At 63.5% G+C, this 16,436-nt stretch carries 16 protein-coding genes; 1 reads left to right on the top strand and 15 read right to left on the bottom strand.

Annotated features, from left to right (window positions below):
- Positions 1–30 precede the first annotated feature (30 nt).
- Positions 31–1,197, bottom strand: coding sequence for a M20 aminoacylase family protein (locus P0652_RS14700; RefSeq protein ID WP_284179606.1), 1,167 nt, complete (start codon positions 1,195–1,197; stop codon positions 31–33).
- A gap of 197 nt (positions 1,198–1,394) precedes the next feature.
- On the opposite strand from P0652_RS14700, the gene P0652_RS14695 reads away from it, so the two are divergent.
- On the top strand, positions 1,395–2,552 hold the full coding sequence (locus P0652_RS14695; protein ID WP_284179605.1) for a trans-sulfuration enzyme family protein: 1,158 nt from the start codon (positions 1,395–1,397) through the stop codon (positions 2,550–2,552).
- A 2-nt stretch (positions 2,553–2,554) separates the two neighbouring features.
- Here the strand turns inward: P0652_RS14695 and phnE (P0652_RS14690) are convergent, their stop codons facing one another.
- The 14 genes from phnE (P0652_RS14690) to P0652_RS14625 form a co-directional block, all read right to left on the bottom strand.
- A complete protein-coding gene (phnE, locus tag P0652_RS14690) occupies positions 2,555–3,412 on the bottom strand; it encodes a phosphonate ABC transporter, permease protein PhnE (protein ID WP_284179604.1) in 858 nt (285 codons plus the stop codon).
- Entirely contained in the window at positions 3,409–4,293 is an 885-nt protein-coding gene (phnE, locus tag P0652_RS14685) for a phosphonate ABC transporter, permease protein PhnE (RefSeq protein ID WP_284179603.1), read from the bottom strand. The genes phnE (P0652_RS14690) and phnE (P0652_RS14685) overlap by 4 nt, the downstream gene beginning before the upstream one ends.
- A 101-nt stretch (positions 4,294–4,394) precedes the next feature.
- Positions 4,395–5,306, bottom strand: coding sequence for a phosphonate ABC transporter substrate-binding protein (gene phnD, locus P0652_RS14680; protein ID WP_284179602.1), 912 nt, complete (start codon positions 5,304–5,306; stop codon positions 4,395–4,397).
- A 32-nt stretch (positions 5,307–5,338) separates the two neighbouring features.
- On the bottom strand, positions 5,339–6,250 hold the full coding sequence (gene phnD / locus P0652_RS14675; RefSeq protein WP_284179601.1) for a phosphonate ABC transporter substrate-binding protein: 912 nt from the start codon (positions 6,248–6,250) through the stop codon (positions 5,339–5,341).
- Positions 6,251–6,285: 35 nt separating this feature from the next.
- Complete coding sequence (gene phnC, locus P0652_RS14670; RefSeq protein ID WP_284179600.1) at positions 6,286–7,098, bottom strand: phosphonate ABC transporter ATP-binding protein; 813 nt, start codon at positions 7,096–7,098, stop codon at positions 6,286–6,288.
- Positions 7,099–7,188: 90 nt separating this feature from the next.
- Complete coding sequence (locus tag P0652_RS14665) at positions 7,189–8,193, bottom strand: phosphotransferase family protein (RefSeq protein ID WP_284179599.1); 1,005 nt, start codon at positions 8,191–8,193, stop codon at positions 7,189–7,191.
- Positions 8,190–9,410: an acyl-CoA dehydrogenase family protein gene (locus P0652_RS14660; RefSeq protein ID WP_284179598.1), complete on the bottom strand. Its 1,221-nt coding sequence runs from the start codon at positions 9,408–9,410 to the stop codon at positions 8,190–8,192. Before P0652_RS14660 ends, P0652_RS14665 begins: the two co-directional genes overlap by 4 nt.
- Positions 9,411–9,419: 9 nt before the next feature.
- Positions 9,420–10,178 carry an SDR family NAD(P)-dependent oxidoreductase gene (locus tag P0652_RS14655; RefSeq protein ID WP_284179597.1) on the bottom strand — a complete coding sequence of 253 codons (759 nt, stop codon included), beginning with the start codon at positions 10,176–10,178 and terminating at the stop codon, positions 9,420–9,422.
- A 67-nt stretch (positions 10,179–10,245) separates the two neighbouring features.
- The gene (locus tag P0652_RS14650) at positions 10,246–11,016 is read right to left on the bottom strand and encodes an ABC transporter permease (RefSeq protein ID WP_284179596.1); all 771 of its coding nucleotides are present in this window, start codon (positions 11,014–11,016) and stop codon (positions 10,246–10,248) included.
- Positions 11,017–11,028: 12 nt separating this feature from the next.
- Positions 11,029–11,823, bottom strand: coding sequence for an ABC transporter ATP-binding protein (locus P0652_RS14645; RefSeq protein ID WP_284179595.1), 795 nt, complete (start codon positions 11,821–11,823; stop codon positions 11,029–11,031).
- A 42-nt stretch (positions 11,824–11,865) separates the two neighbouring features.
- Complete coding sequence (locus tag P0652_RS14640) at positions 11,866–12,909, bottom strand: ABC transporter substrate-binding protein (protein WP_284179594.1); 1,044 nt, start codon at positions 12,907–12,909, stop codon at positions 11,866–11,868.
- 182 nt (positions 12,910–13,091) lie between these two features.
- Complete coding sequence (locus P0652_RS14635) at positions 13,092–13,973, bottom strand: ABC transporter permease (RefSeq protein WP_284179593.1); 882 nt, start codon at positions 13,971–13,973, stop codon at positions 13,092–13,094.
- Entirely contained in the window at positions 13,970–14,911 is a 942-nt protein-coding gene (locus P0652_RS14630; RefSeq protein WP_284179591.1) for an ABC transporter permease, read from the bottom strand. Before P0652_RS14630 ends, P0652_RS14635 begins: the two co-directional genes overlap by 4 nt.
- 4 nt (positions 14,912–14,915) lie before the next feature.
- Positions 14,916–16,436, bottom strand: a complete 1,521-nt coding sequence (locus tag P0652_RS14625; protein WP_284179590.1) for an ABC transporter substrate-binding protein — start codon at positions 16,434–16,436, stop codon at positions 14,916–14,918.

The raw sequence follows: 16,436 nt of genomic DNA, 5'->3' as shown, positions 1-16,436 counted from the left end.
TGACCAGTCAGTCAATGAATTTTGGCCCGGTTATGCTGCCGTCCGGGCCTTGGCAAGTTCGGTCCAGAACTGCATCCCGTAGGGCAGGACATCATCGTTGAAGTCATAGGCGGGGTGATGGAGCCCCGCACTGTCGCCGTTCCCGATGAAGACATAGGCGCCGGGCCGTTCGATCAGCATGAAGGAGAAATCCTCTCCGCCCATCATCGGCGCCACCTGCTCGTCAACGAATTCCTCGCCGAGCGCTTGGCGGGCGATATCGGCGGCATACCGGGTTTCCTCCGGATGGTTGATCGTGGCGGGATAGCCGCGCTCATAATCCACCGCGGCTTCGGCACCGAAGGTCCGGCACACCCCGGCGACGATATCCCGCAGCCTTTGCTCGGCGAGGTCGCGCATGCCCGGCTCCAGCGTCCGGACGGTGCCGGTCAGCTGGGCGCGCTGCGGAATGATGTTGAAGGCGCTACCGGCATGGAACATCGTGGCCGAGACGACGACCGATTTCAGCGGGTCGGCATTGCGCGAGGCGATGCTTTGCAGGGCCGTGACGATATGCGCGCCGACCAGCACCGGATCGACACCGAGATGCGGCGCGGCCGCATGGGCCCCGCGGCCCTCGATATCGATGATGAACCGGTCCGCCGCTGCCATGATCGGGCCCGGGCGAAGGGCGATCTTGCCCGGTGGCATGCCCGGCATGTTGTGCATGCCGTAGACCTCTTCGATCTTCCACCGCGTCATCAGCCCGTCCTCGACCATCGCCTTGCCGCCGGCTCCGCCTTCTTCAGCAGGCTGGAAGATCACGATGACGGTGCCCTCGAATTCCCGCGTGGCGGCGAGATGCTTGGCCGCACCCAGCAGCATAGAGGTATGGCCATCATGCCCGCAGGCATGCATTTTCCCCGGAACGGTCGAGCGATGGGGGAGGTTGGTTTCCTCCTCGATCGGCAGGGCGTCCATATCCGCCCGCAAGCCGACAACGCGGCCGCCGGCGCCGGTGCGGCCATGGATCACCCCGACCACGCCGGTCTGCCCGATCCCCTCGACCACCTCGTCGCAGCCGAAGGCCCGCAGCTTGTCGGCCACGATCTTCGCGGTGCGATGCACCTCGTAGAGGATCTCGGGATGGGCGTGGAAGTCACGGCGCCACGAGGAAACCTCGGACTTGAGCGCCAGGATGCGGGGGTCGATGCTCATCAGGTCATTCCCGGAAAGACAATGTTGTTGTCACCTTAGCGCCCGGAGCGGTCGCGCCAAGCCTTGAATTGCCACAGCACGGGCTTTCCTGGGGTCGGACCCCATTTCCTGATTGCGACGCACCGCGGCATGGTTGAAAACAGGGGCAACCCAGCGGCACGATTGCAGCCGTCGCACCCCATTCAAAGGACATTCCCTTGGCTAGCCCCGATGATTCCTGGACCGCCCGCAGCCTTGCTGTGCAGGCGATGGGCAAGATCGACGAACCGACCCGCGGCGTGGTTCCGCCAATCCATGTCACCACGACTTTCATCCGTGACCCGGACAACCAGTATCGCACCGGTAACATCTATGGCCGGCCGGACAACGAAACGGTTCGCGAAGCGGAATCCGTCATCGCGATGCTCGAGGATGCGCGCTCGGCCATGGTGTTCGGCTCCGGCATGTCGGCCGCTGTGGCTGTGTTCCTTGCGCTGAAGCCGGGCGATCATATCGTTGCGCCGAAGGTGATGTATTGGGCGCTGCGCAACTGGCTGATGAAGGACGCCGCCGAATGGGGCCTCGTCACTGATTTCGTCGATACCGCCGATCTCGCCGCCGTCGAGGCCGCCATCCGGCCCGGCATGACACGCCTGATCTGGCTGGAAACGCCTGCCAACCCGCTCTGGACGATCACTGACATTGCCGGCATTGCCGAAATCGCCCGTCGCCACAGCGTGCGGGTCGCGGTGGATTCCACCGGCGCAACGCCGATCCTGACGCGGCCGCTCGATTTCGGCGCCGATATCGTGATGCATTCGGCCACGAAATATCTCAACGGCCATTCCGATGTGCTGGCCGGCGCCCTCGCAACGCGGGCCGAGGATGATTTCTGGGCCCGCATCCGGCGTGTCCGCGCGATCCAGGGCCTGATCCTCGGACCGTTCGAGGCCTTCCTGCTCATCCGGGGCATGCGAACGCTGGGCCTTCGCGTGAAGGCGGCCTGCGAGAATGCCATGGCATTGGCCACGCGCTTCGCGAACCATGCCGACGTGCATGACGTGCTCTATCCCGGCCTGCCGAGCCATCCCGGCCACGCACTGGCAGCGCGCCAGATGACCGGTGGCTTCGGCGGCATGCTCTCGATCCGCCTGCGCGGCGGCGAGGCGCAGGCCGTTGCAGCGGCAGGCAGGGTGCGGCTCTGGAAGCGGGCGACCTCGCTGGGCGGCGTCGAGAGCCTGATCGAGCACCGCGCCTCGATCGAGGGCGAGGGCACACCATGCCCGACGGACCTGCTGCGCCTCTCGACCGGGATCGAGGATGTCGAGGATCTCTTCGCCGATCTCGATGCCGCGATCCGGGCCGCGCGGGGCTGATTTCAGACCGAGGTGACGCGCTGGCCCACCAGGGCCAGCCGCAGCCGCGACGAGACGAAATCGATCAGTGCCACCGTGGCCAGCACCATCAGGATGATGAAGGCCACCCGATCCCACTCGAAGGTCCGGATCATCTCGGCGAGATGCAGGCCGATCCCGCCGGCGCCGACAATCCCGATGATTGTTGCCGAGCGCGTGTTCGACTCGAAATAATAGAGCGTCTGGCTTATCAGCACCGGCAGCACCGCGGGGATGATGCCGAAGCGCACGGCGTGCAGGCTTGACCCGCCGGTCGAGATCACACCTTCCGAAGGCTTCCGGTCGACGGATTCGATCGCTTCCGAATAGAGCTTCGAGAAAGAGCCGATATCGCTCGTCATGATGGCGAGCACGCCCGCAAACGGGCCGAGCCCCACGACGTTGATCCAGATCAGCGCCCAGATCAGCGTGTCAACCCCGCGGATCGAATCCGAGAAGCGGCGCGTCATGAACTGGACGATCCGGTTGGTCATCACGTTGCGCGCCGCCAGGAACCCGATCGGGAACGAGATGATGGCCGCCAGCAGCGTGCCGAGGAAGGCGATCGCCACCGTCTCCGCCAGGGCCTTGCTGAACGTCGCAAGCTGCGTGCCGGGGGAGGGCGGGATCATCAGACCAAGGAAGGTGCCGAGCTGCACAAGGCCGCTGCCAAGACGGGCGAAGGAGAATTCGAGGCGGGTGATCGCGAGGATCGTCAGCGCCACCAGCAGGCCCATAATGGCCCAACCAATGACCTGCTCCCGGCGCGAACCGGCCATGATCGAGGGGTGGCGGGCCGAAATGGCGGCACGGTCGGGGAAGAGGTCACGCGAGGGGGTCATCGGCCCTGCTCCATGGTGGTGAGACGGTGGCGCAGGCGTTCCGTTCCGATATCGATGATCATCACGGTAGCGATGATCATCAGCAGGATCGCCGAGACGTCGGAATAGTAGAACTTCCGGATCGCCTCGATCAGGTCCTGCCCGATGCCGCCGGCGCCGACAAAGCCCATGACGGAGGCGCCGCGCACATTGATCTCAAAGCGGAGCAAGGCGTAGCTCGCGAAATTCGGAAGAACCTGTGGCAACACGCCATAGCGGATCGATTGCCAGCGTGTGCCGCCGCTTGCGATGATGCCCTCGACAGGCTTCATGTCGATGTTCTCGACAACTTCGGAGAAGAGCTTCCCGAGCGCGCCGATCGTGTGGATCATGATCGCCAGCACGCCCGGCACCGGGCCGAGACCGAAGGCGACGACAAAAATCAGTGCGAAGACGATTTCCGGAACGGTCCGGCAGAATTCAAGGTAGCGCCGGGCGGCAAAGCGGATGCCGGCCTTCGGCGTGAGGTTGATGGCGGCGGAAAAGCAGATCAGGAACGCGAAGATTGCCCCGAACAGGGTGCCGAGATAGGCGATCAGCAGCGTATCGACGAGCTGCTTCCCCCATTTCCAGAAGCCCCAGAACCATTCCCCGATATCGGAGAAGACCAGCGCGCCGTTATCCAGATAGAAGATCCGGCCGAAATAGCTGGTGAACTTCCCGATATTCTCGAACAGCACGCCCGGCCGGACTTCGGCGACAAAGCCGGACAGAAGCACGGCGAGTGCGAGAATGACGGCACCGATCAGGGTCATCTGCCGGCGCTTTGCAAGCTCCTGACGATACCCTGCAGAAAGCAGCTCGATCTGGTGATCGGGAAGACGGATCGTGGACTGGGTCATGGAAGGCGTCTCTCTCGGGGCAGAGATCGGACGGGCCAACCCGTCACGAAAACTGCCACGCCCATCGGGCGTGGCAGCGTCAGGCGGGCGCGAGGAAGGGCTTACGAGCCCTTCTTGCGCAGGTTGTCGACGAACTTCTGCAGTTCGATCGTCACCTGGTAGTCATTGTGCTTGGCTGGAGCAAAGCCGGGCGACTTGCCGTCCGACAGCTTCTTGAAAGCATCCGGCGCCTTGGTCGGAGCATCGAAGAAGGCCTTGGCAATCGCGGCCTTGAGGTCCGCCGGCATGTTCGTCAGGACGGCATAGGGCGAGCCCGGGATCTTGTCCGAACGGAACACGATCTTGAAATCTTCCTTCTTCACCATGCCCTTGTTGGCCATGCGCGCGAAGTTGGAATCCTCATCCGAGTTCCACCAGTTGAAAGCAACGTCGCAAGTGCCCTGCTGCACGGCCAGGATCGCATTCTCGTGGCTGCCGGCATTGACGACCTTCGAGAAGAACTTGGCAGGCTCGATGCCCATCTTGCTCATGGCGAACATCGGCACGTTAAAGCCGGACGTCGAGTTCGGATCGACGAGGCAGAGATTCTTGCCCTTGAAGTCTTCAAGCTTGGTGCCGGCGAACGACGACTTTGTATAGGCAACGGCGTAATAGCCGGTCGAGCCGTCGAAGGCGCGCATAGTGGCGAAGGCATCAACGCCGCCATTCGAGACGGTGTGGGCGCGGATGTAGGAGGACGGGCCGTAATCGCCGATATGGATCGTGCCGCCGCGCTGGCCTTCGATCACTGCCGCATAGTCAGCGGCGATGCGGAGCTTCACCGGAACGCCAAGTTCCTTGGAGAGATACTCCATGAACGGGCCAAAACGCTCGGTCACGCCCGAGGCATTCTCGGCCGGAACGGTCGCGTAGACGAGTTCCGGATACTTGGCTTTCCAGTCCTGCGCGAAAGCGCCGGTGGTCATCACGGTGCCGGCCACGAGGGCGAGCGTAAGGCGACGGGTCAACGTCATTTTCAATCTCCTGATGGAACGGATAGGAAGGATCACGAGCCCTTCTTGCGAAGGTTGTCGACGAACTTCTGGAGTTCGATGGTCGATCCGAAATCGGCATGCGAGGTCGGAACGAAACCTTTCGACTTGCCCTGGAACATCATGTCAAAGGCAGCCTTGTTTTTGGTCGGCATATCCATGAACGCCTTCCGGATGGCGGCCTTGAGATCCGGCGGGAGTGAGGCCGTCATGACATAGGGGTAGCCGGCGATCTTGTCCGACTTGAAGATCAGCTTGAAATCGTCCTTCTTGACCATCCCCTTGGTGGCCATGCGCTGCAGGTTGGAATCGTCATCCGAATTCCACCAGTTGAACGCAACATCGCAGGTGCCCTGCTGGACGGCGAGAACAGCATTCTCGTGGCTGCCGGCATTGACGACTTTAGCAAAGAACTTCGCCGGTTCGATGCCGACCTTGCTCATGGCAAACATCGGTACGTTGAAGCCCGAGGTCGAGTTCGGATCGACGAGGCAGAGATTCTTGCCCTTGAAATCTTCCAGCTTCGAGCCGGCATTCGAGGACTTGGTGTAAGCAACCGAATAGTATCCGGTGTTGCCGTTGGCATCGAGCGGCGTCACGAACGCTTCCACACCGCCGTTGGTAACCGTGTAGGCGCGGATATACGAAGACGGGCCATGCTCGGCGAAGTGAATGTTGCCAGCCTTGTGGCCTTCGATCACCGCCGCATAGTCGCTCGCGATGCGGATGGTGACTTTTACGCCAAGTTCGCGGCTCATGTACTCGATGAAGCCCTTGTGCTTTTCCAGCGTGCCGGAGGCATTTTCTGCCGGAACTGCAGCGAAGATCAGTTCGGGAAACTTGGCCTTCCAGTCCTGCGCAAACGCGCCGGTCGTCATCACGGTGCCGGCCACGAGGGCAAGCGTAAGGCGACGGGTCAACGTCATGTTTCTCTCCTGTTGGATAGGGTAGGGGCAGTCAGTCAGGCGGCGGCCGCTGCGGCAGTGTGCTGCAGGCCGGTAATCGGCTGGGAAGCGGGAATCATGGTCATGGCCTCGTCCGCTTCCAGTCCGTAAAGTTCGCGCGCGGCGCCTTCGGTCAGGCTGTCCGGCGTGCCATCAAACACCACGCGGCCCTGCGCCATGCCAACAAGGCGGCCGCAATAATCCTTGGCAATGTCGAGATCATGCAGGTTGCAGACGATCGTGATGCCGAAATCCTTGTTAAGGCGCAGCAGGGCATCCATCACGAGGCGCGTGTTGCGCGGGTCGAGCGAGGCGATCGGCTCATCCGCAAGAATGATGTCCGGCTCCTGCACCAGGGCGCGGCAGATGGCGACGCGCTGCTGCTGGCCGCCGGAAAGGCTCTCGGCACGCTGGCCGGCGAGGGCGGTCATGTCGAACTGGTCAAGTGCCGAGATCGCGATGGCCTTGTCCTCGGCGCGCCACATTTTCAGCAGCGAACGCGGTTCCGACATGTGGTTGAGGCGGCCCATCAGCACATTGGTCAGAACGTCCAGCCGACCGACAATGTTGAACTGCTGGAAAACCATGGCGCAGCGCATGCGCCAGGCACGCAACTCGGCGCCCTTGAGCTGGGTAACGTCGCGCCCGTTCCAGCGGATCGACCCTTCCGAAGGGTCCAGCAGGCGGTTGATCATGCGAAGCAGCGTCGACTTGCCGGCTCCGGACCGGCCGATCACCCCGACAAAGCTGCCGGGCTCGATCGAAAGTGACACATTGTCCACGGCGCGGTTCGCACCGAAACGTCGGGTCACCGAGTGCAGTTCGAGCATGGCCACATCCCTCTTGTTGAAGAAGCGCTAGCGGCGACATGCAACAGGCAGATGAAGAGCCGGCTTGTCATGAAACCGGGAGTGGCGCCCTCAGAGGTAGTCCACAGCCCTGTTTGCGAAGACGGCAGAGAGGCGGCCGATCTCGGCGGCATTCCCGGCATTGGCGGTGCCTCGCTGCGCGCGATAGGCGATGCCCTCGAAGATCGCCGCCCATCGGAACAGCGCGAATGCCATGTGGAAAGGCTGCAGGCTCAGGCCATGCGGGCTGGCCCGGCGGTAGGCCTCCTCGAACTCGGCCTGTCCGGGCAAGCCGAGCCGCGCGAGATCGAGCCCGAGCAGACCGCCATATTCATCCGGCGCGGTGACATAGGCCATCGAGAAATGCGCGAGATCCGCCAGAGGGTGGCCGAGTGTCGCCAGCTCCCAGTCAAGGATGGCGATCACGCGCGGCTCTTTCGGATGGAACATCATGTTTCCGATCCGGAAGTCGCCATGGACGATCGACTGCACCTCGCCGGGCGGGATATGCCGAGGCAGCCAGTCGATCAGCCGGTCCATCGCGGCGTCTTCGCGGGTGCGGTTCTCCTGCCATTGCCGTGACCAACGGCTGACCTGGCGAGCGAAATAGTCGCCTGGACGCCCGAAATCGCCGAGCCCCACGGCCTGCGGTTGCACCGAATGCAGGGCCGCCAACGCCTCCGCGACCGAGAGAACCATTGCCTGTCGGTGCCCGGCCGGCACGCCGGGCAGGGTGCAATCATGGAAGACACGGCCTTCCAGCCGTTCCATCAGGTAGAACGGTGTGCCGATGATCGCCCGATCCTCGCAGAAATGCAGCGCCTCGGGCACCGGAACACCGGTTCCGTCCAACGCGCGCAGCACGCGGAACTCGCGATCGATGGCATGGGCCGAGGGCAGCAGGATGCCCGGCGGCTGCTTGCGCAGCACAAGCCGCCGTTCGGGAAAGGTCACGAAATAGGTCGGGTTTGACTGCCCGCCCGAGATCCGCTCGACCTGCGGCAGGCCGGAACAGCCCGGCAGTACCTGCCAGAGATAGGCGGCGAGCGGCTCGACAGCCCAGTCGCCCGCGCTCATCGGAGTTTTTCCCCAGCCACTGGCCAATGCCAGAAATCCGGGCCCTCCTCGGCGAGGAAACGGTTGAGCACCATGCGATGGACCTCGTCCGCCCCGTCGACCAGCCGCGCCTGGCGGGCATAGCGGTAGATCCACTCAAGGACGGTATCCTTCGAATAGCCGCGCGCGCCGTTGATCTGGATGGCGATATCCGCCGCCTGATGGAGCGTATTCGCTGCCTGGATCTTCGCCATCGAAACTTCTTTCCGGGCGAAAGAGCCATGGTCGAGCGCGAAGGCGGCCTTCATCACCAGCAGCCGGCCGATCTCGATCTGCATGGCAAGGCCGCCCAGCATCAGCTGGATGCTCTCGCGATCGGCCAGCCGGACGCCGAAGCCGGTCCGCTCCCGGGCATAGGCGGTTGCGATCTCGACACAGCGCTTCGCCAGCCCGAGCCAGCGCATGCAATGCGTCAGCCGCGCCGGGCCCAGGCGGATCTGCGTCACCTTCATTCCCTGGCCCTCGCCGAGCAACACGGCGTCGGCGGGGATATGCAGCCCGTCGAAGACCAGTTCGCAATGGCCGCCATGTTCTTCCGGACCCATGATCGGGATGCGGCGCTCGATCTGCCAGCCCGGCTGGTCCTTGTGGAACAGGAAGGCGGTCAGCCCGTAGCGTGGATCATCCGAACTGCGCGCGATCAGGATGAAATGGCTCGCTTCGCCCGCGCCGGTAATGAACCATTTCCGGCCATGGATCCGCCAGGAGCCGTCCGGCTGCTTTTCGGCCCGCGTCTGGATCATCTGCGGGTCGGAGCCGCCCCCGGGATGGGGCTCCGTCATGGCGAAGGCGGAGCGCACCGCGCCGGAAACGATCGGCGCCAGCCAGCATGCCTTCTGGGCCGGGGTACCGATGGCCTCGAGCACCATCATGTTCCCGTCATCCGGCGCGGCGGAATTGAAGACCACCGGCCCGAAGATCGAGCGGTTCATCGCCTCGTAGCAGACCGCCATACCCATGCGGCCGATTCCAAGCCCGCCGCTCTCGGGTTTCAGTTGCAGGCACCACAGCCCCTCGGCCCGCGCCCTGGCGCGCATCGTTTCCAGCACCGGCAGCGCGATATTCTCATGGGCATCATAGCTGGCAGGATCTGCCTCCAGCGGCACGAGGTTCTCCGCGACAAATCCGGCAATGCGCTGGCGCAGCCGGTCGAGTTCGGGGCTGATCGTGAAATCCATCGTTCTTCCTCAGAGCGGGGCCAGCAGATGGCCGCCATCGACGGCCAGCGTCGTGCCGGTCATGTAGGCACCCGCCGGTCCGGCGAGCAGGAGCAGGGCACCGTCAAGATCGGCCATCTGGCCGAGCCGCCGCTGCGGAATGCGCTTGATGATCGCCTGCCCGGCCTCGGTGGCGAAGAAATCGCGGTTGATGTCGGTCTCGACATAGCCAGGGCAGAGCGCATTGACGCGGATGCCGAACCGCGCCCATTCGAGGGCCATCGACCGCGTCATCTGGACGAGGCCGGCTTTCGATACCGCATAGGGGCCGACCTGGCCGGTCACCCCGAGCCCGAGGATCGAAGCGATATTTACAATGCTCGCCGGCGCGCTCCGGCCCCGGGCAAGCCGCGCGAACCCCGTCGCCACCCGGTAAGCGCCCTTGAGATTGGTGTCGAGGATGCGCTCGAACGCATCTTCCGAAACCGAGAGCCATGGCGCGGTTTCGGCAATGCCTGCATTGTTGACAAGGATATCGAGCGGGCCGATCGCGGCCTCGGTTTCGCCAAGCGCCTGTTCGACAGACCGCGTGGACCGCACATCGAGCGTGACGGCAACGGCCTTGCCGCCCTGATCGGCAATCTCGGCGACAATGCGCGCACAATCCTCGAGGCGGCGGGCCGCGACCGCAACCGCTGCGCCGTTCAGCGCGAGAACCCGTGCGAAATGCGCGCCCAATCCGCCGGAGGCGCCCGTGACGAGAGCCTTCCGGCCTGCAAGCGATGCCATGTCGTTTCCACCTGTTTTGGCGGAAGGTTAGGCAGTTCGCGCGCTTATGGCCAGTGGCTCGATGCGCTCAGCCGGCGGCAAAGCCCGATCGCTGGGCCCAGCCCGTCATCCGCTTCTCGACCCAGGCCGTAATCGCATACATCGCGACCCCGAGCACGGCGAGGGCGATCAGCGCGGCAAAAAGCAACGGCACGTTGAAATCGGCCGAAGCCCGGGCCATCAGGTTGCCGATCCCGTAGCTTGATGCGTTGTATTCGGCGATGACCGAGCCGACATAGGCGAGGGTTATCGCCACTTTCAGCGACCCGAAGAAATAGGGCATCGAGCGCGGCAGGCCGACCTTTGTCATGATGTCGAGCTTTGAGGCACCGAGCGCCTTGAGCACATCCTCGACCTCGGGCTCGATCGTCGCGAGGCCGGTGGCGACATTGACGACAATCGGGAAGAACGAGATCAGGAAGGCTGTCAGCACCGCGGGCAACCAGCCGACGCCGAACCAGATCACCAGGATCGGCACCACTGCCACTTTCGGGATCGCGTTGAACCCGACCAGCAGCGGATAGGTGCCGGCATGGACGATCTTCGATGAGCCGAGCGCCAGCCCGAGCAGCAGGCCGAAGACAACGGCCAGCACGAATCCGGCAAACGTCATCCACAAGGTGTGGAAGGAGTGGAAGCTCAGTTGCGACCGGTATTCCCACATCGCCGCGCCGATCTGCATCGGCGAAGGCAGCACGAAGCTGGAAATGCCGAAAAGACGGCAGGCCGCTTCCCAGAGCAGGAAGAAGCCAATCGTGAAAACCCAGGGCGCCAGGGCGATTTTCTGTTTGTTGGTCATCCCGGCCTCCCGTTAGTGCACGCCCGAGCGCGCATCCTTGATATGGCTGCGCAACTCGTGGACGATATCGGCGAATTCGGGCGAATAGGTCACCTCGAGATCGCGCGGGCGGGGCAGGGTGATCTCGCGTTCGGCGATGATGCGGCCCGGTCGGGCGCTCATGCAGAACACCTTGTCGGCGAGGAACACCGCCTCGCGCAGGTCATGCGTGACGAGGATGACGGTGAATTTCCGCGCCGCCTGAAGGTCGCGGATGACGCACCACAATTCCTCGCGGGTAAAGGCATCGAGCGCTCCGAATGGCTCGTCCAGCATCAGCAGGCGCGGCTCATGGATCAGTGCACGGCAGAGCGAAGCCCGTTGCTGCATCCCGCCCGAGAGCTGCCAGGGGAATTTCGGGCCGAAGCCGCCGAGGCCGACGGAAGCCAGAAGCGCCTCCGCCTTCTCGGTATAGGCCGCCTTTTCGCGACGGAGGCGTGACCGGTGCGGCTCGACGATTTCGAGCGGGAGGAGGATATTGTCGAGCGTTGTGCGCCAGGGCAGCAGCGTCGGGTTCTGGAAGGCCATGCCGGCGATCTTCACCGGCTTGCTCACCGCCTGCCCGTCCACCCGCACGCTGCCGGCACGGGGAAATTGCAGCCCCGTGGCGAGCTTCATCAGCGTCGATTTTCCGCAGCCGGAAGGACCGACCACCGCCACGAATTCGCCTTCGCGAACCGAGAGCGTCAGGTCTTCCACGGCGAGAACGCCGCCTTCACCACCATAGACGTGCTGGACCTTGTCCAGCGCGATGAATGCTTCGCCCACGCGCGTTCCCCCCGGCTGCGATCTGGTCTGAGGCCGGCCGGCTTACTTGATGGCCCGGTCAGCCTTTGCCGGCAAGTATTCCTCGGTGAAGAGGTCCGCCATCTTGGGCTGGCTCTTGAACGGGGCCACCAGCGCGATCTGCGCCATAGCCCGTTCGAAGCGGCCGGCATCGATGCCGCCAAGCCCGTTCGCGAGGACATAAGGCGTCAGGATGTTCTGAGCGAGCAACATGTTGAGCCGCTCAAGCTCAACATCCTTCTTCGCGACGTCGTTGCGCTTGAGCACGCTGTCGACCGCCGTCGCCGGGTCCTTCACCACATCGCGCCAGGCCTTGGTGAAGGCGCGGATGAACTTGCGGATGGCTTCAGGGTTCTCCTGCTGGATCTTGGGCGAGGCCATGATCACGTTGCCGTAGAGTTCGACGCCGTAATCGCTCATCAGCATGCTGACGATATCGCTCTCCGGCACGCCGCGCGCCTTGAGATTGATGACCGACGAGATCGAGAAGCCGAACACGGCATCGACTTCGCCGGTCGCCAGCATCGGCTCGCGGACCGGGAAACCGACATTCTCGAACTTCATCTTCGAAGCGTCGATCTTGTTGACCGCTTTGAAGATCGGCCATTGCGCATAGGCCGCATCGGCTGCCGGCGCGCCGAACTTCTTGCCGTCCAGGCTCTTGATGTCGGCCGTGATGCCCTTGGACTTGCGCCCGATAATGGCGAAGGGCGGGCGGTCATAGACCATCATCACGCCCTTGACGTTGACGCTGGGGTTCTCGTCGCGGAAGCGGATGAGCGAATTGACGTCGCCGAACCCGAGATCATAGGTGCCGGAGGCCACACGCGGAATGGCCTCGCGCGAGCCGTTGCCGGTATCGACCGTGACGTCGAGACCCTCGGCGGCGTAATACCCCTTGTCGAGGGCCAGCAGGAAAGCGGCGGAGGGGCCTTCGAAGCGCCAGTCCAGCGTGAAGCGGATCTTGGTCTGGGCCTGTGCGGTGGCGGCGCCAGCCCCGGCAAGGGCGAGGGCAGCGAGGCTGCCGGTCACGAAACGGCGGGAAACGAAACGGGAAAGAAGAGTCACATCGGGCTCCATGATGGTGGTTGCGTAGGCGACCGGCGCAAGACGAAGCAACGGTCATGCCGTCCGCGAGGCCCTGCTTATGAGGGAGCTTAGCTAGGTCGTGCCCAAAGAAAAGGCGAACGGCTGAATTCCACAGCATTCATGCCGCCAACAGGCGGGAAAAGAGGCAGTCCGTCCTTCACCTAGCCACGTTCGCGCGGGTCGAACGCGTCACGCAGCCCGTCACCGAGCAGGTTGAAGGACAACACGGTGATAAAAATGGCGATGCCGGGCCAGATCGCCATCCAGGGCGCATTGGTCAGGAAGCGCTGCGCCGAGTTCAGCATCGAACCCCAGGACGGGGCAGGGGGCTGTTGGCCAAGACCAAGAAAGGAGAGGCTGGCTTCAGCGATCACCGCCATGGCAATGGTCAGCGTGATCTGCACCAGCAGCTGTGGCATGACATTCGGCAGAATATGCTTCACTGCGATCCGCCAGCGCGGATTGCCGACGGCCCGGGCACTCTCGACATAATCCTCCACCTTCACGGCGAGAACCTGTCCGCGCGTCAGCCGGATGAAAATCGGCGTGGCTGTGATGCCAATCGCGATCATCGCATTGGTGAGGCTTGGCCCGAGAAAGGCCGCAAGGGCGATGGCGAGGATCAGGAACGGGCTCGCGAGCATCGCATCGGTGATGCGCGAAAGGATCGTGTCGATCCAGCGCGGTCCGTATCCCGCCAGCAGGCCGAGCGGCACGCCGAGTGCGACGGCGATTCCCACTGAAACCACCCCGGCGGCCAGCGAGGCCCGCGTTCCATAGATGATGCGGGAGAGAAGATCGCGCCCGACTTCATCTGTCCCGAACCAATGCAGCGCCGAGGGCGCCTTGCGCACGGCGGCCCAGCTCTGCCGGGTCGGGTCGAACGGCGCAATCAGCGGCGCGAAGACCGCGATGATCACCAGAGCCACGATCACCACGAGCCCGAACATCGCCGCCTTGCGGGCGCGCAGCCGTCTCCAGGCCCGCCGCAGCGGTGTTTCCGGTTGACGGGCCGGTGCGAGGGCGGGCGCGACGGCACTCATGCTCGGAGCCTCGGATTGACGAGGATGTAGCCGATATCCGCGAGTAGATTCAGGATGATATAGGTGGCGGAAGTCACAAGCACCACGCCCTGAACCACCGCATAATCCCGGTTGAACACGGCATCGACGATCAGCTTGCCGAAGCCGGGAATGGTGAAGATCTGCTCGGTCAGAACCGCACCGGACAGGAGCGTTCCGAATTCGAGCGCCCCGAGCGTGATCACGGGCGTGAGGGCGTTGCGCATCGCATGCGCGAGGATGACACGCTTCTCGCCGAGCCCCTTCGCGCGGGCAGTGCGCACATAATCCGAGGACAGCGCCTGCAACATGGCCGCACGGGTATGGCGCATCAGCACGCCGGCGATCGAATTGCCCAGCACGAAGGCCGGCATGATCGTGGTCTTGAGCGATTGCCACGGATCCTCGAACGGGCTGACATAGCCCGAGGCCGGCAACCAGCCGAGATGGACGGAGAACAGGAAGATCATCAGGATGCCGAGCCAGAAATTCGGCGTCGAAATCCCCCAGAGCGAGATCACGTTCACGAGATAATCCCATGCCGTGCCCTTCTTGACGGCGGAGATGATCCCCGCCGGCACCCCGATCAGGATCGCGATCAGCATCGCCATCGTAGCAAGCTGCAGCGTGACCGGGAGTTTCTGTGCCACGAGGCGCGAGACCGGCTCCTTCAGGCGCATCGACTCGCCAAGATCACCGCTCACTACGCCCTTGATCCAGTAGACATATTGCAGCGGGATGGGTTGATCGAGCCGATATTGCTTGCGGATCTGCTCGATCACCTCCGGGTCGCGCTCTTCCCCGGCCATGATCGTGGCCGGATCGCCCGGCAGCAATTGCTGCAGCCCGAAGATCATCATCGAGACGATGATGACCGTCGGAACCAGTTGCAGCAGCCGCCGGGAGATCAGCGCGAACATCGGCTCAGCCCTTCACCTTCAGGCCGACCACGCGGACAAGGCCATCCGGCATCTGGCGATAGCCTTCAAGCCGGTCACGATGGGCGATGATCACCAGCCGATGGTAGAGATACACGATCGGCAGGTCCTTCGAGAGCTGGCTTGCTGCCTTCTGGTAGGCGGCCATCCGGTCAGCCATCGCGTTCTTCGTCCGGGCTTCGACGAGCGCAGCGTCGACGACAGCATTGGAATAAGCCGAATAATTGTTCGGCGCGCCGGTGCTGGCGAAGGAATGGATGTTGCCATCCGGGTCGGTCCGGCCCGACCAGGCGAGGATATAGGCCTGGTAATTGCCGGCTTCGGCTTCCTTCAGCGATGTCGCGAATTCCGTCACGCGGATCTTGATATCAAAGCCCGCTTCCGCCGCCATGGCCTGCATGACTTCCGCCACCTGACGGGTTTCCGGGTTATTCGGCACCATCAGGTCCACAGGCACCGGCAGTTTCACGCCGGCATCGGCGAGAAGCTTCTTCGCCTTGGCGACATCGCGCTTCGGCACCGGAATGCTCTTCTGGTAGAAGGCATTGTCCGGGTTCACCCACTGGTTGCCAGGCTTGAATTCGCCGTTGAAGACCACCTGGACCAACGCCTCGCGGTCGATCGCCGCCTCCAACGCCTGCCGGACGCGGGCATCCGAGCCAAGTGGGCCCTTCGCAGCCTCGCCCTTGCCGACATTGATCGTCAGGCCCTGATAGCCCAGCTCATAGGCCGTCGCGACCTTCAGTCCGCGAGTGGAGCGGATGTCCTTGAGGTCGGTCGCCAGCGCGCGTTCGATCAGGTCAAGCTGGCCGGATTTGAGATTGGCCAGGCGCACGGTTGAATCCGCGATCGGAACATAGGTGATCCGGTCGATCGAGACATTGGCCTTGTCCCAATAATCGGTGAAGCGCTCGACGACGATCCGGTCCTGCTGGACGCGTTCGACGAATTTGTAGGGCCCTGCGCAGACCGGCTTCTGGCCGAACTTGTCGCCGGCTTCCTTGGCTGCCTTCGGCGAGACCATCATGCCGGATCGGTCGGTCAGCTGGGCGATAAGCGGCGAGAACGGCGTCTTGAGGTTGATACGGATCGTCAGCGGATCCACCACCTCGACGGAAGCGACCTGGCTCAGCTCGCCACGGCGGAAGGAACCCTGCATGGTCCGGTGCCGGTCGATCGAGAATTTCGCGGCTTCGGCATCCAGCGCCTCGCCATCATGGAACTTCACACCCGGCCGCAGCTTGATCGTGACAGTCTTGCCGTCGGCCGAAGTGTCGTGGCTGAGCGCGAGTTGCGGAACGACGGACAGCTTCTCGTCGATATCGAACAGCTTGTCGCAGATTGAGGAGAAGACGATCCGCCCGACATAGGTCCGGGCGAGGGTCGGATCGAGCACATCCGGGTCCTCGGCCAACCCGATACGAATCTGGGACTGGGCGAAAGCAGGGCCGGCCAGAGCGGGAACGGAAAGCAGGGCGATGAGCCCGAGGCGCAGGCTTGTCTTCAT

Source organism: Rhabdaerophilum sp. SD176 (assembly GCF_030143245.1).
GTDB lineage: Bacteria > Pseudomonadota > Alphaproteobacteria > Rhizobiales > Beijerinckiaceae > Rhabdaerophilum.
Note: the sequence above shows the minus strand (reverse complement) of the source record. Positions and strands in the feature narration are given on the sequence as shown.

Excerpts from the sequence above, each read along its gene's own strand:
- P0652_RS14625 (WP_284179590.1), bottom strand. The coding sequence starts at position 16,436 with ATGAAGACAAGCCTGCGCCTCGGGCTCATCGCCCTGCTTTCCGTTCCC.
- phnE (WP_284179604.1), bottom strand. The coding sequence starts at position 3,412 with ATGACCCCCTCGCGTGACCTCTTCCCCGACCGTGCCGCCATTTCGGCC.
- P0652_RS14630 (WP_284179591.1), bottom strand. The coding sequence starts at position 14,911 with ATGTTCGCGCTGATCTCCCGGCGGCTGCTGCAACTGGTTCCGACGGTC.
- P0652_RS14650 (WP_284179596.1), bottom strand. The coding sequence starts at position 11,016 with ATGACCAACAAACAGAAAATCGCCCTGGCGCCCTGGGTTTTCACGATT.
- P0652_RS14665 (WP_284179599.1), bottom strand. The coding sequence starts at position 8,193 with ATGAGCGCGGGCGACTGGGCTGTCGAGCCGCTCGCCGCCTATCTCTGG.
- P0652_RS14635 (WP_284179593.1), bottom strand. The coding sequence starts at position 13,973 with ATGAGTGCCGTCGCGCCCGCCCTCGCACCGGCCCGTCAACCGGAAACA.
- phnD (WP_284179601.1), bottom strand. The coding sequence starts at position 6,250 with ATGACGTTGACCCGTCGCCTTACGCTTGCCCTCGTGGCCGGCACCGTG.
- phnC (WP_284179600.1), bottom strand. The coding sequence starts at position 7,098 with ATGCTCGAACTGCACTCGGTGACCCGACGTTTCGGTGCGAACCGCGCC.
- phnE (WP_284179603.1), bottom strand. The coding sequence starts at position 4,293 with ATGACCCAGTCCACGATCCGTCTTCCCGATCACCAGATCGAGCTGCTT.
- P0652_RS14660 (WP_284179598.1), bottom strand. The coding sequence starts at position 9,410 with ATGGATTTCACGATCAGCCCCGAACTCGACCGGCTGCGCCAGCGCATT.
- P0652_RS14700 (WP_284179606.1), bottom strand. The coding sequence starts at position 1,197 with ATGAGCATCGACCCCCGCATCCTGGCGCTCAAGTCCGAGGTTTCCTCG.
- P0652_RS14655 (WP_284179597.1), bottom strand. The coding sequence starts at position 10,178 with ATGGCATCGCTTGCAGGCCGGAAGGCTCTCGTCACGGGCGCCTCCGGC.
- phnD (WP_284179602.1), bottom strand. The coding sequence starts at position 5,306 with ATGACGTTGACCCGTCGCCTTACGCTCGCCCTCGTGGCCGGCACCGTG.